This window comes from Vibrio sp. RC586, assembly GCF_000176715.1.
Lineage (GTDB): Bacteria > Pseudomonadota > Gammaproteobacteria > Enterobacterales > Vibrionaceae > Vibrio.
The window spans coordinates 1-12979 of sequence record NZ_ADBD01000011.1; the positions used below are offsets into that span (position 1 = coordinate 1).

12 protein-coding genes are annotated in these 12979 nt (G+C 45.1%); 2 read left to right on the top strand and 10 right to left on the bottom strand.

Features of this window, described 5'->3' with window-relative positions; all coding sequences use genetic code 11:
- From VOA_RS0118465 to VOA_RS05725, 3 genes are all read right to left on the bottom strand, one after another.
- On the bottom strand, positions 1-491 hold a 491-nt coding region (locus VOA_RS0118465; RefSeq protein ID WP_000202886.1), incomplete at its 3' end, for a TnsA endonuclease N-terminal domain-containing protein.
- 134 nt (positions 492-625) lie between these two features.
- The gene (gene glmS / locus VOA_RS05730) at positions 626-2458 is read right to left on the bottom strand and encodes a glutamine--fructose-6-phosphate transaminase (isomerizing) (protein ID WP_000334123.1); all 1833 of its coding nucleotides are present in this window, start codon (positions 2456-2458) and stop codon (positions 626-628) included.
- 63 nt (positions 2459-2521) lie between these two features.
- Entirely contained in the window at positions 2522-3292 is a 771-nt protein-coding gene (locus tag VOA_RS05725) for a DeoR/GlpR family DNA-binding transcription regulator (protein ID WP_032468355.1), read from the bottom strand.
- A 429-nt stretch (positions 3293-3721) separates the two neighbouring features.
- Here VOA_RS05725 and pykF point away from each other — a divergent pair, with 429 nt between their 5' ends.
- On the top strand, positions 3722-5134 hold the full coding sequence (gene pykF, locus VOA_RS05720; RefSeq protein ID WP_000751460.1) for a pyruvate kinase PykF: 1413 nt from the start codon (positions 3722-3724) through the stop codon (positions 5132-5134).
- 111 nt (positions 5135-5245) lie between these two features.
- Here the strand turns inward: pykF and VOA_RS20350 are convergent, their stop codons facing one another.
- The 3 genes from VOA_RS20350 to VOA_RS05705 form a co-directional block, all read right to left on the bottom strand.
- Positions 5246-5377 carry a hypothetical protein gene (locus tag VOA_RS20350; protein ID WP_000931888.1) on the bottom strand — a complete coding sequence of 44 codons (132 nt, stop codon included), beginning with the start codon at positions 5375-5377 and terminating at the stop codon, positions 5246-5248.
- A 331-nt stretch (positions 5378-5708) separates the two neighbouring features.
- The gene (locus VOA_RS05710) at positions 5709-6404 is read right to left on the bottom strand and encodes an oxidative stress defense protein (protein ID WP_000765649.1); all 696 of its coding nucleotides are present in this window, start codon (positions 6402-6404) and stop codon (positions 5709-5711) included.
- Between the two features lie 102 nt (positions 6405-6506).
- The gene (locus tag VOA_RS05705; RefSeq protein ID WP_001214476.1) at positions 6507-7403 is read right to left on the bottom strand and encodes a LysR family transcriptional regulator ArgP; all 897 of its coding nucleotides are present in this window, start codon (positions 7401-7403) and stop codon (positions 6507-6509) included.
- A gap of 123 nt (positions 7404-7526) precedes the next feature.
- Between VOA_RS05705 and VOA_RS05700 the strand changes: the two genes are divergently transcribed.
- Positions 7527-8162: a LysE/ArgO family amino acid transporter gene (locus VOA_RS05700; RefSeq protein WP_001104698.1), complete on the top strand. Its 636-nt coding sequence runs from the start codon at positions 7527-7529 to the stop codon at positions 8160-8162.
- A gap of 63 nt (positions 8163-8225) precedes the next feature.
- Here the strand turns inward: VOA_RS05700 and mscS are convergent, their stop codons facing one another.
- The 4 genes from mscS to epd all read right to left on the bottom strand — a co-directional run bounded on the left by mscS (position 8226) and on the right by epd (position 12946).
- On the bottom strand, positions 8226-9089 hold the full coding sequence (gene mscS, locus VOA_RS05695; RefSeq protein ID WP_000896753.1) for a small-conductance mechanosensitive channel MscS: 864 nt from the start codon (positions 9087-9089) through the stop codon (positions 8226-8228).
- 289 nt (positions 9090-9378) lie between these two features.
- Positions 9379-10455 carry a class II fructose-bisphosphate aldolase gene (gene fbaA, locus VOA_RS05690; protein ID WP_000034366.1) on the bottom strand — a complete coding sequence of 359 codons (1077 nt, stop codon included), beginning with the start codon at positions 10453-10455 and terminating at the stop codon, positions 9379-9381.
- A gap of 153 nt (positions 10456-10608) precedes the next feature.
- Positions 10609-11772 carry a phosphoglycerate kinase gene (locus tag VOA_RS05685; protein WP_000111264.1) on the bottom strand — a complete coding sequence of 388 codons (1164 nt, stop codon included), beginning with the start codon at positions 11770-11772 and terminating at the stop codon, positions 10609-10611.
- A 148-nt stretch (positions 11773-11920) separates the two neighbouring features.
- Positions 11921-12946 carry an erythrose-4-phosphate dehydrogenase gene (epd, locus tag VOA_RS05680; protein ID WP_000946632.1) on the bottom strand — a complete coding sequence of 342 codons (1026 nt, stop codon included), beginning with the start codon at positions 12944-12946 and terminating at the stop codon, positions 11921-11923.
- Between the last annotated feature and the right edge of the window lie 33 nt (positions 12947-12979).

Consider the following 12979-nt stretch of genomic DNA (forward strand, 5'->3'; position numbering starts at 1 on the left):
TGTTTTTCAGTCAGCAAATACCATGGCACTTCCTTTAACGCCCAGTACCGCCGTTCAAGTTCCAGTTTTTCGATGGTTCTAGGGTTTGAAAGATCTGAAGAGGTTTTTACCTGAATAGCCATTCTTGGAAGCTCAGGCTTATTAGTGTCCACTAGAAAATCCGTGGACATGACTTGAATTTGTCCTCGTACTTCGGGATGATGGATACGCGCTTGCACTGCAAGTTCAATGGTATCTTCTAGTCGGAGAGGATATTGCTCCCGGATATCAGTGACAGATGGATTCCAATCAAACAGAAAGAACGCTGCCAGCTCTAAGTCTGACAACAGATGGTGGGTTCGTTGAGTCTGAAATCCCCAGATACGGTGAGATCGTCCTGCAGAAGGCAGGTCTCTGACTGTCAGCCAGGGTTGGTAATCTTTTCCTGAACCCTGTCCGCGACCCTGTTTAACCCATTTCAGGGAACGAGAATCAAGGGATAAGCTGGTCAAGCTCCGTACCTCCGACATTTGCGAATAAAGTATACGGAGCCAAGTTACCAGCTTTATTTACTAGTTACCAACTATATTTAAAAGTAACCTACTTTATTTTAATCCCACAGCCTTTCCATTAATTATCGGTAGGATTATTCCACCGTTACCGCTTTGGCAAGGTTACGAGGCTGATCAACATCGGTACCTTTGATTAAAGCCACATGGTAGGACAGAAGCTGCATCGGGATGGTGTAATAAATCGGAGCCACAATTTCGCTAACATGAGGCATCGCAATGATTTTCATCGTATCGTCTGCTTCAAAACCCGCAACTTCATCGGCAAACACATACAGTAAGCCACCGCGCGCGCGTACTTCTTCAATATTCGATTTGAGCTTTTCTAAGAGTTCATTGCTTGGTGCAACCACAACGACCGGCATATCGGCATCGATCAACGCCAATGGACCATGCTTCAATTCACCTGCGGCATACGCTTCCGCATGAATGTAAGAGATCTCTTTTAGCTTGAGAGAGGCTTCTACCGCAATCGGATAGTATTCGCCACGCCCCAAGAATAGCGTGTGGTGTTTATCGGCAAAGTCTTCCGCGAGCGTTTCGATCTGCTTTTCAAACGACAATGCGGTTTCAATCTGCTTCGGCAGTTGATGCAATGCTTGTACGATCTCAGTTTCTAACTCGCGACCAATGCGTTGCTGTTGCTTACCTAGCGCAGTCACCAGCATCAGTAACGTAACAAGCTGAGTAGTAAAGGCTTTGGTTGAGGCAACGCCAATTTCCGTTCCGGCACGGGTCATAAACGCGAAATCGGATTCACGCACGAGAGAAGAGCCCGCGACGTTACAAATCGTCATCGCCGCCATGTAGCCTTTCTCTTTCGCTAGACGCAGCGCAGCTAAGGTATCGGCCGTTTCACCGGATTGCGATAAGGTAATCAGCAAGCTATTGGGACGAGTAACAAATTTGCGGTAGCGAAATTCAGACGCGATTTCGACATCACAGCTCACACCCGCTAACGATTCAAACCAGTAACGTGCCGTCATCCCTGCGTTGTAAGAGGTTCCACAAGCCACAATTTGTACATGTTCCACTTTCGCCAGAATCTCTGCCGCGTGCACACCAATGCTTTCGACCACCACGCTGTCATGGGTAATACGCCCTTCCATGGTGTTGATCAGCGCCTTTGGCTGCTCGAAAATCTCTTTTTGCATGTAGTGGCGGTAGTGACCTTTGTCCGCGGCATCGTGCTCTAATTTCGATTCGCTGATTTCACGCTGTACGGGATTACCCAGCAGATCAAACACGCGAACTTCACGGCGAGTCATTTCCGCGACATCACCTTCTTCGAGATACATAAAGCGGCGCGTCACATTAAGTAGCGCGAGTTGATCTGACGCGAGGAAGTTTTCACCGATGCCAAAACCAATCACAATTGGGCTTCCTGAGCGCGCCACCACTAAGCGCGAAGGGTCATTACGATCCATCACTACCGTGCCATAAGCACCGGTAAGCTGCTTCACTGTTGCTTGTACGGCTTCCAATAAAGAAGCCGCGCTGCGCAGTTCCCACTCCACCAAATGGGCAATTACTTCGGTATCGGTTTGAGAATCAAATACATAGCCACGTTCTTGCAACATGGAACGCAACATTTCATGGTTTTCGATGATGCCGTTATGCACCACCGTAATATCACCTGAAATATGGGGATGAGCATTGATTTCCGAAGGTTCGCCATGCGTTGCCCAACGAGTATGTGCAATACCCGTTCCACCCACCACTTGCGCCGCATCAACGGCATCCGCTAACTCTTGCACTTTGCCCAATCGGCGCAGGCGAGTAAGTTGTTTATCGCTATCCACAACCGCAACACCGGCAGAGTCATAACCACGGTATTCAAGGCGGCGTAAGCCTTGCACTAAAATTTCAGCAACATCGCGTTGTGCAACCGCACCAACAATTCCACACATATTAAAACTCCATATTTTTATACTGTCGCGCTTTTACTCAACGTGAATAGCGCTGAAGGTTTTTTATTTCACCGTGGCACGAATAACCCGAACTTGGTGAGATTCAATTTGTTTGGCAAATTCGTCACTCAATTCATGATCAGTGACCAACACATCGATACAATCCCAACTCAACTCTAAGTTCGGGATCTTGCGGCCGACTTTGTCTGATTCAATCATTACAATCACTTCGCGTGAGACTTCGGCCATCACTTTGCTCAGCCCAACCAACTCATTGAATGTTGTCGTACCACGTTCAAGGTCTATGCCATCCGCACCAATAAATAGCTGATCAAAATCGTAAGAACGCAGTACTGATTCCGCGACTTTGCCTTGGAAAGATTCGGAATGCGTATCCCAAGTACCGCCAGTCATTAATAATGTCGGTTCGTTTTCTAATTCATTTAAAGCATTCGCCACATGCAGTGAGTTGGTCATCACGACCAAGCCGCGTTTGTCATTCAATTGCTGAATTAAGGCAGCCGTTGTACTACCACTATCAATCACAATTCGATTATGGTCGCGGATCAGTTTTGCGGCTGCCTTGGCTAAAGACATCTTTCGAATTGAAACTTTCTCATTCAATTCATCATGCATCACCTCTTTCGGTAGTGCTATGGCTCCACCGTAGCGACGTAACAATTGGCCATTTTTCTCTAGCGAAGCTAAGTCTTTGCGAATAGTGACCTCTGAGGTTTCAAATTGCGAAGACAGAGCTTCAACACTCACTTCACCCAGCTCGTTAACTAACTTAACTATAGTGTGCCTTCTCAGCTGTGTATTTCGTTTTGACATTTTAAAACACATCTTAAAGTTACGAATCGAAACAAAGTATAATTAAATCGAAATAAACAAGTCCATTTATTTCGATCCAAAAAATTAATATTTCACGCTAAAACCTTGTCCTAAGACAATTCTTAGACAGTGATATTGCTATCATTCAGTGGTAGAATTCGGCCTCGAAAAGAAAAAAAATTACAGAATTGAGAAAAAAATACGCCCTAAGCCCTCAGTACATCGGCGCTAAGTGGCGAATTTTCTGAAATTCTTGATCAAACAGTCAGTCATAAAATGACTAAATCTGTTGAAAGACTTTCAGTTTTGGAGTGCTGTAGACTCGTGAACTAAACTTGGCAATTGACGAAATAAAGTTGCCACCACCGAGAACACTTCAGAACTAACAACCAACTTCAAAATCATTTTGTTTATCGGAGAAACTCTTCCATGAAAAAGACCAAAATCGTATGTACGATTGGCCCTAAAACTGAGTCTGTAGAGAAGCTAACTGAACTGGTTAACTCGGGCATGAACGTAATGCGCCTGAACTTCTCTCACGGTGACTACGTTGAGCACGGCACTCGTATCGCAAACTTCCGCAAAGTAATGGAAGTGACTGGTAAACAACTGGCGATTTTGCTGGATACTAAAGGCCCTGAAATCCGTACTATCAAACTGGAAAACGGTGATGATGTGGATCTGGTTGCGGGTCAAGAGTTCACTTTCACAACAGACATTACTGTTGTAGGTAACAAAGATCGCGTAGCGGTAACTTACTCTGGCTTTGCTAAAGACCTGAACGTTGGCAACCGTATTCTAGTTGACGATGGTCTAATCGAAATGGAAGTGCTTGTAACCACAGACACTGAAGTGAAGTGTAAAGTTCTAAACAACGGTGCTCTGGGTGAAAACAAAGGTGTTAACCTGCCAGGCGTTTCTGTAAACCTGCCAGCACTGTCTGAAAAAGACAAAAATGACCTGAAATTTGGTTGTGAGCAAGGCGTTGATTTCGTTGCTGCTTCTTTCATCCGTAAAGGTTCTGACGTAAAAGAAATCCGTGAAGTTCTAGCCGCTCACGGCGGTCAAAACATCCAAATCATCTCTAAAATCGAAAACCAAGAAGGCTTGGACAACTTCGATGAGATCCTTGAGCTGTCTGACGGCATCATGGTTGCTCGTGGCGACCTAGGTGTGGAAATCCCAGCGGAAGAAGTAATCTTCGCTCAAAAGATGATGATCGAGAAATGTAACCGCGCACGTAAAGTGGTTATCACTGCAACTCAAATGCTGGATTCTATGATCAAGAACCCACGTCCAACTCGTGCAGAAGCGGGTGACGTTGCTAACGCGATCATGGACGGTACTGACGCTGTAATGCTGTCTGGCGAAACTGCGAAAGGTAAGTACCCAGTTGAAGCTGTGAAAATCATGGCGCAAATTGCGAACCGTACTGACTCAGTACTGAAAGCTGAGCTGGGTTCACGCCTAGATAGCCCACGCCTGCGCATCACTGAAGCAGTATGTAAAGGTGCAGTAGACACCGCTGAAAAATTGGCAGCACCACTAATCATCGTGGCAACTGAAGCAGGTAAATCAGCGCGTTCAATCCGTAAATACTTCCCAACCGCAAACATCATTGCTGTTACTACTAACAAGAAAACCGCAGCACAGCTCGTACTGTCTAAAGGCGTGACTCCTGTTGTAGTTGAAGCGATTGACAACACGGATGCTTTCTACCACCTGGGCAAAGAGATTGCGCTGCAATCTGGTCTAGGCAAGAAAGGCGACATCGTAGTGATGGTTTCAGGCGCATTGGTTGCTTCTGGCACAACGAACACTGCATCAGTACATGTACTGTAATCGGACAACGCGATAGCTTAGCGCTGCGCTGAAACGATACGATACGATACGGAAACGGAAACGGAAACGGAAACGGAAACGGAAACGGAGCCCATTGGGCTCCGTTTTTTATTACCAACCAAAAAACTCTTTGTGATGAGTATTAAGCAAAAGCACCATAGGTAGGAAATAAAGTGCGCTGAGCTTAATGCCTAATACCAACAAACAGCCAATCGTCAGTCTGACCAGAAGATGATTCAACATACACTGCCTCTCAAATGCTCAGTGTGCCTGATTTCTATGCCTAAGCATCACGGAAAGTAACAATGACTTTCCTTCAATCAATGAGCGTTATTGACGAAAAAGTCAGCAGTTTACTTATTGCTCAGTTTAGCTCAATAATTCAGCAAAATTAGACTTTAGTCTATCTGTAACAAAAACATGACAGACATCTTATTATTTTGAAAAGACAATAAGATATCTCTAGCAATACAGACTCGCAGGCTGAATACGTCATAAATATGATGTGACAACAAACAATAGGGGCGACTTTCGTCGCCCCTATTTCATTCAAACTAACCACATATTTTAGAGATTACTGTGCCAGTTTATACACCACATCCACACGATCGCGGATCACCAATGAAGAGTCTTGGTATGTGTCACCTACGTCCATTTTTTCACTAAGATTTGCTGAACGCATCATGATTGGCTCAACACTAGGCGTGTTGTAATCCACTTTCCAAACACCGTCTAGTTGACGATCAAAACCTTTCGCTAAAAAATGTGCTTTTTGTTTAGCATCTTCTATCGCTGCCATGCGTGCTTGTTGTTGGTATTTCTCTTGATCGCGCACTTTCAGCTGAATGCTATTCACTTGATTAATGCCCGATTCTAACGCGATATCCAAGTATTGATTAAGCTTACTGACTTCTTCCACTCTAACAGTAACCGAGCGAGAAGCTTGATAGCCCACCAACTCAGGCTTTCCGTTTGATGGGTAGTGATATTGTGGGTTGATGTACAAATTGGAACTAGAGATGTTTTGTTGCCCAACCCCTGATTTCACTAACTTGGAAGTGAACTCCGTTACTGCTTTATCAACCGCTGCTTTAGCTTGTTCGGCATTCATCGTTGATTCGACAACCTTAACCGTAAATTCAGCCATATCAGGCACTGCCGTGACTTCACCATACCCGGTTGTCGAGACATATGGAAAATCCCACTCCTGTGCAAAAGTAGGAGCCGAGAGTACCGATAAAAGTAAAACCACAGGTGTAAATAATTTCATCATTTCGATCCTTATATCATCGCCTGCCATCATCATAAGTGAAGTGGTGCATAGCGCCAGATCCAAGCCATAAAAATCACACAACTTTGACCCGGTCACGGCTCACTGAGGCAGAACATTTTTCGCATAACTGATAATCGCTTGGCTAAGCTCAAGCAATACTCCCGTTTCTAATTGCCAATGGTGCCAAAATATCGGATACGACAACATAAATTCTGGCGTGATATTGATCAGCAACCCATTGTCCAACTCATTAATGATTTGCAAACGCGGGATCAAGCAATAAGCCGCACCAGAAACAGCGAGACGAACGAAGGCTTCAGAGCTTCCTACGGTGTGATTAATCACCTTGTCTCGCGGAACTGAAAAATAGTCCCACAAAAATTTATTGTGCAGTTCATCATACTGATCGTAGGACACTGCCGGAGCCTTCATCAATGAGCGCTCACTCACCCCTTTAGCAAAATAGCGTTGATAAAACTCTGGGCTAGCCACACACAAATATTCCATCTGCCCTAAATACTCGGCACTACACCCTGTAATCGGTTGCGGCTCAAGGCTAATCGCCCCCACCACTTCACCATTTTTTAATTTATCTAAAGTGCGAGATTCTCCATAAATGGCCAAATTCAGCTCAACTTGACGACTCTTCATTACGGGGTCAAGTGCACTTAGTAGCCAAGTAGCCAAACTGTCAGCGTTGGTGGCGATAGACATGGAAACTGGGCGCACATGTTCTTGGTTAGTCAGCTCTGGCACCAACTCTTGCTCAATCAAACAAACACGCCGATACAAACCGAGAAGCTTTTTCCCTACTAATGTTGGCCTTGGCGGTTGCTCACGGATCAACACTGGTTGAGCTAAATACTTCTCGAGCTGTTTAATACGTTGCGACACCGCTGATTGGGAGATAAACAACTGCTCAGCTGCTCGCTCAAAACTGCCTTTGTTTACGACACTATCAAGAGCTTCAATCCAACGATAATCAAGACCTCGCATACATTCCCTTACTCATTTATTAGCCTATTTAATATGATATTAAAATCATTAATTATACTTATCTAGCTCGAATGCTTATCTTGCTCAGCCTATCACTCCAATCAAGCTGTATGAGGTAAATAAATGAACTGGTGGATTTTACTGCAAGGGTTCAGTTTAGGAGCAACCATGATTATTCCGATTGGCGCTCAAAATGCATATGTCCTCAACCAAGGAATTAAACGCCACCATCACCTCACCACTGCAGCAACCTGTGGTGTTCTTGATATGTTTTTCATCACTCTTGGCATTTTCGGTGGTGGTGCGCTCATCTCGCAAAATACCAGCTTGCTGATTGGGGTCACCTTGGGCGGTATTCTGTTTCTCTGTGCTTATGGTTTTCTCTCACTTCGTGCCGCTCTCAAGCCCGCACAAGCCTCGAATTCATCCTCTACCCCTACTTCGAGTGGGCGTAAAGCGGTGATCTTCGGTGCTTTTGCCGTCACCGTATTCAACCCGCATTTGTATTTGGATACCGTAGTGATCCTTGGTTCGATAGGTGGTCAATTCCAAGATGATGAGCGTATTTCTTTTGCTCTTGGCACTATCCTCGCTTCATTTGTTTGGTTTTTTACTCTGTCACTCGGAGCAGCAAAATTGAGTACAACACTCTCTAAACCTCGGGTCAGACAAGTGATTGATATGGCAGTCGCAGCGATGATGTTCATTATTGCCTTTGCTTTGACTAAGAACTTATATCTCAATCATTGGTTAAATTAGGCCATCACCGACAAAAAAGCGGAGTAAACACTCCGCTTTGGTATTTTGTATACAGCAAAACCATTAATTGATTTTGTTCAGATGCACATCCATTTGAGGGAATGGAATTTCGATACCATTGGCATCCAGAGCTTCTTTGATTGCTTGCATAGAATCAAAGTAAACCGCCCAGTAGTCCTCAGTTTTACACCATGGACGTACCACAAAATTGATCGATGAATCAGCTAAAGTCAGCACGCCAATCGTCATATCAGGATCCTTCAAAATACGAGGATCTTTTTCGAGCGTCTCACGCAGCACATGCTTGGTTTTTTGCAAATCAGACTTGTATGAAACCCCAATCACCATATCAACACGGCGAGTCGCATGACGTGAGTAGTTAGTGATTGCGCCACCAATGACAGAAGAGTTAGGTACAACAACCATTTTGTTATCTGGTGTTTTCAATACCGTTTGGAAAATTTGGATCGCATCAACCGAACCGGCTACTCCACCAATTTCCACGTAGTCACCCGATTTAAATGGGCGGAAAGCCACAATCAATACACCTGCGGCAAAGTTAGACAGAGAACCTTGCAGAGCGAGACCAACCGCTAAACCTGCGGCACCGATCACAGCTACCACAGAAGCCGTTTCGACTCCCACACGACCCAAAGCAGCAATAAGCACGATCACAAACAGCAAATAGCGAACTAGGCCATGAACGAACTCCACAACAGCCTTATCCATATCTTTCTTCTTCAATACTTTCGCGACACTACCTGCTACTGCTTTCACGATGATATTACCGATAAACAGGATCAGAACTGCCGAAATGATGTTCACGCCGTATTGAATAAGCAGATCAGAATTGTTGGTTAGCCAAGTGTTGACCTGATTAAAACTCTCAACGATAGGTGCTTCAACACCAACCGATTCACCAGCCATAGTGCTTTCCTCTCATAATTTATAAAAAATCAGCAGAAACTAATAGCTCAAATATAGAACTTATAGATAAACTGCCAAAAGTCAGAATTTTGGCACGATAGCGCAAACTCAACATTTCGCAAAGTCAGAGTTTAGTAAAGAACAACAAAACAAAAGGTTACAACGAATTTGCTACGTTCCAGCTACAGGTTAAACAATATTCAGCAGCTCCGCTACCATTCAAACTCCGACTATAAAAAAGAAACCCGCTCAAGAGCGGGTTTCTTCATATTTCATGCTTTAACGTGAATTACAGTACGTCAATCGCATTCAGGTCAGCAAATGCTTTCTCTAGGCGAGCAACCATTGCCGCTTGACCAGCACGCAGCCATACGCGTGGATCGTAGTATTTCTTGTTCGGTGCATCTTCACCTGTTGGGTTACCGATTTGACCTTGCAGGTAGTCATGGTTTTTCGCTTCGTATTGACGAATACCATCCCATGTTGCCCACTGAGTATCAGTATCGATGTTCATTTTGATCACGCCGTAAGAGATAGACTCACGGATTTCTTCCAAAGAAGAGCCTGAACCACCGTGGAATACGAAGTTCAGAGAGTTTTCTGGCAGACCAAACTTCTCAGAAACGTATTTTTGAGAATCACGCAGGATCGTTGGAGTCAGAACTACGTTACCTGGCTTGTAAACGCCGTGTACGTTACCGAAAGAAGCTGCGATAGTGAAACGATGGCTGATTGCGTTCAGTTTCTCGTAAGCGTATGCCACGTCTTCTGGAGAAGTGTACAGCTCAGAAGAGTCCATGTCAGAGTTATCAACACCGTCTTCTTCACCACCAGTACAACCCAGTTCGATCTCCAGTGTCATGTTCATTTTCGCCATGCGCTCTAGGTATTTTGCAGAGATCGCGATGTTCTCTTCCAAAGACTCTTCAGACAGGTCAATCATGTGCGAAGAGAACAGTGGTTTGCCAGTTTCTGCGAAGTGTTTTTCACCTGCGTCTAGCAGACCGTCGATCCAAGGTAGTAGGTTTTTCGCTGCGTGGTCAGTGTGCAGGATCACTGGGATACCGTAAGCTTCTGCTACAGAGTGAACGTATTTTGCACCTGCGATCGCGCCTAGGATTTGCGCTTGTTGACCTTCAAGTTTTAGACCTTTACCAGCAAAGAATGCTGCGCCACCGTTAGAGAACTGAACGATAACAGGCGCTTTCACTTTTGCTGCTGCTTCTAGAACGCCGTTTACAGAGTCAGTACCTACACAGTTTACTGCTGGAAGTGCAAAGCCATTTTGTTTTGCTACTTCAAAAACTTTCTGTACGTCATCACCAGAAATAACACCAGGTTTTACAAAATCAAAGATCTTAGACATGGATGGAATCCTATTTTCTGTCGTTTTAAAAATAAAAACGGTAAGTTTCAATTCTTGCAAACGTTTGCTCACCAATCGCGGCATTCTACCAAAGAAATACTCGCCGTGCAGCAAACAAGAAAGCGGGAGTTATCTCCCGCTTTCATTCGATTATTACGCTTTAGCGCGTGCTTCCAGCATTTCTACTGCAGGCAGTTTTTTACCTTCAACGAACTCAAGGAACGCGCCGCCGCCAGTAGAGATGTAAGAAACATCCGCTTTGATACCGAACTTGTCGATCGCCGCTAGTGTGTCACCGCCGCCCGCAACAGAGAAGCCTTCAGATTTCGCGATCGCTTCTGCGATACCACGAGTACCCGCTTCAAAGTTCTTGAATTCGAATACGCCTACTGGGCCATTCCACAGGATAGTTTTCGCGTTTTTCAGGATCTCAGCCAGTTCAGCTGTTGAGTTTGGACCCAAGTCGAAAATCATGTCGTCGTCTTGAACTTCAGAAACGTGTTTGATTTCTGCTTCTGCGTTCTCATCGAATGCTTTTGCACACGCAACGTCAGTTGCAACAGGAATTGCACACTCTTCCATCAGTTTCTTCGCTGTTTCAACAAGGTCAGCTTCGTACAGAGACTTACCTACGTTGTGACCCGCTGCCGCGATGAAAGTGTTCGCGATACCACCACCAACAACCAGTTGGTCAGCGATTTTTGACAGCGACTCAAGTACAGTCAGTTTCGTTGATACTTTTGAACCACCAACGATAGCGACCATTGGGCGAGCTGGCTTGTCCATTGCTTTGCCTAGCGCTTCCAGTTCGTCAGCCAATAGAGGACCTGCACAAGCGATAGGAGCAAACATACCAACGCCGTGAGTAGAAGCTTGAGCACGGTGAGCTGTACCAAACGCATCCATTACAAACACGTCACACAGTGCTGCGTATTTTTTAGACAGAGCTTCTTCGTTTTTCTTTTCGCCTTTGTTGAAGCGAACGTTTTCCAGAACAACCAGTTCACCTGCGTTCAGTTCAACACCATCGATGTAGTCTTTAACTAAGCGAACTTCGCAGTCTAGTGCGTCGTTCAGGTAGTTAACCACTGGTAGTAGAGAGAACTCTTCAGCATACTCACCTTCAGTTGGGCGACCCAAGTGAGAAGTGACCATTACTTTAGCGCCCGCTTCCAAGCAGTGCTTGATTGTTGGTAGAGACGCAAGGATACGTGCATCAGAAGTCACTTTGCCGTCTTTTACTGGTACGTTCAGGTCAGCACGGATAAATACGCGTTTACCTGCAAGATCCAGGTCAATCATCTTGATTACAGACATGATTTGTCCTCTCAAACTATTTAAAGAAATGAAAATTCTGCAACTCGGCGACCCTGCCGAGTCGGTAAAATCTTAGCTGTTTACCGATATGGGGATGCGTTCTTCAGGTTTCAATATCCAAACCTGATTTGATGTGCATGCTTAGCCTTTACTGCGTGGCTTGCATTGCCAAAGCGGTATCTAACATCCGGTTGGCAAAGCCCCATTCGTTATCACACCAAACGAGCATTTTTACTAACTGCCCGTTACTGACTCTCGTTTGTGTTCCATCCACAATCGCGCTGTGCGGATCATGGTTAAAATCGATGGAAACCAAAGGCGCTTCAGTATAGTCAACAATGCCACGTAATGTACACTGAGATGCGTTCACAATGGTTTGATTTACGTCATTAACTTTCACATTTGATTTAATTGTGACACTTAAATCCATCGCGGTCACATTTACAGTGGGAACACGCACTGAAATCGCTTCAAATTTGTTAGAAAATTTCGGAAATATTCTTTCTATACCTTTGTGCAGCTTGGTATCAACCGGAATGATGGATTGGCTCGCGGCACGAGTACGACGCAAGTCGGTATGGTACGCATCAATCACTTGTTGATCGTTCATCGAGGAATGGATGGTGGTGATGGTGCCAGAATCAATGCCGAATGCGTCATCCAATACCTTGATGATCGGCACAATGCAGTTGGTGGTGCAAGATCCGTTAGAAACGATTTTATGCTCAGCAGTGAGCGTCTCATGATTCACACCATAAATGATGGTGTTGTCGAGATCGCTAGCGCCCGGATGGGAAAATAAAACGAGCTTCGCGCCAGCATCAATATGTTGCTGACCATCTTCCTGACAACCAAATACGCCAGTACAGTCGAGGACTAAATCCACACCTAAATCACGCCAAGGTAAGAGAGGAATTTCCGAAAGATGCAGAATGCGGATTGAGTCATACTCACCATTTTGATGGTGAACGTAGATATGTTGCTGATCATGGCTGATTTTTTTGCCAAAGCGACCGTGGCTAGTATCGTACTGAAGGAGATGCGCCATCGCATCCGGTTTGGCAAGCTCATTAACCGCAACGACTTGGATGCGATCACTTTTGCCACTTTCATACACAGCGCGTAATACGTTACGCCCAATGCGCCCAAAGCCGTTAATTGCTACCCTCAGCATCGTATCTCGCCTATCGCTCTCAGATTGGTTGGC

Bases quoted from the DNA above. Each gene is read 5' to 3' on its own strand.
- mscS (WP_000896753.1), bottom strand. From the start codon at position 9,089: ATGGCTGGTGAATCGGTTGGTGTTGAAGCACCTATCGTTGAGAGTTTT.
- VOA_RS05685 (WP_000111264.1), bottom strand. From the start codon at position 11,772: ATGTCTGTAATCAAGATGATTGACCTGGATCTTGCAGGTAAACGCGTA.
- VOA_RS05725 (WP_032468355.1), bottom strand. From the start codon at position 3,292: ATGTCAAAACGAAATACACAGCTGAGAAGGCACACTATAGTTAAGTTA.
- VOA_RS20350 (WP_000931888.1), bottom strand. From the start codon at position 5,377: ATGTTGAATCATCTTCTGGTCAGACTGACGATTGGCTGTTTGTTGGTA.
- fbaA (WP_000034366.1), bottom strand. From the start codon at position 10,455: ATGTCTAAGATCTTTGATTTTGTAAAACCTGGTGTTATTTCTGGTGAT.
- VOA_RS05705 (WP_001214476.1), bottom strand. From the start codon at position 7,403: ATGCGAGGTCTTGATTATCGTTGGATTGAAGCTCTTGATAGTGTCGTA.
- VOA_RS05710 (WP_000765649.1), bottom strand. From the start codon at position 6,404: ATGAAATTATTTACACCTGTGGTTTTACTTTTATCGGTACTCTCGGCT.
- glmS (WP_000334123.1), bottom strand. From the start codon at position 2,458: ATGTGTGGAATTGTTGGTGCGGTTGCACAACGCGATGTTGCTGAAATT.
- pykF (WP_000751460.1), top strand. From the start codon at position 3,722: ATGAAAAAGACCAAAATCGTATGTACGATTGGCCCTAAAACTGAGTCT.
- epd (WP_000946632.1), bottom strand. From the start codon at position 12,946: ATGCTGAGGGTAGCAATTAACGGCTTTGGGCGCATTGGGCGTAACGTA.
- VOA_RS05700 (WP_001104698.1), top strand. From the start codon at position 7,527: ATGAACTGGTGGATTTTACTGCAAGGGTTCAGTTTAGGAGCAACCATG.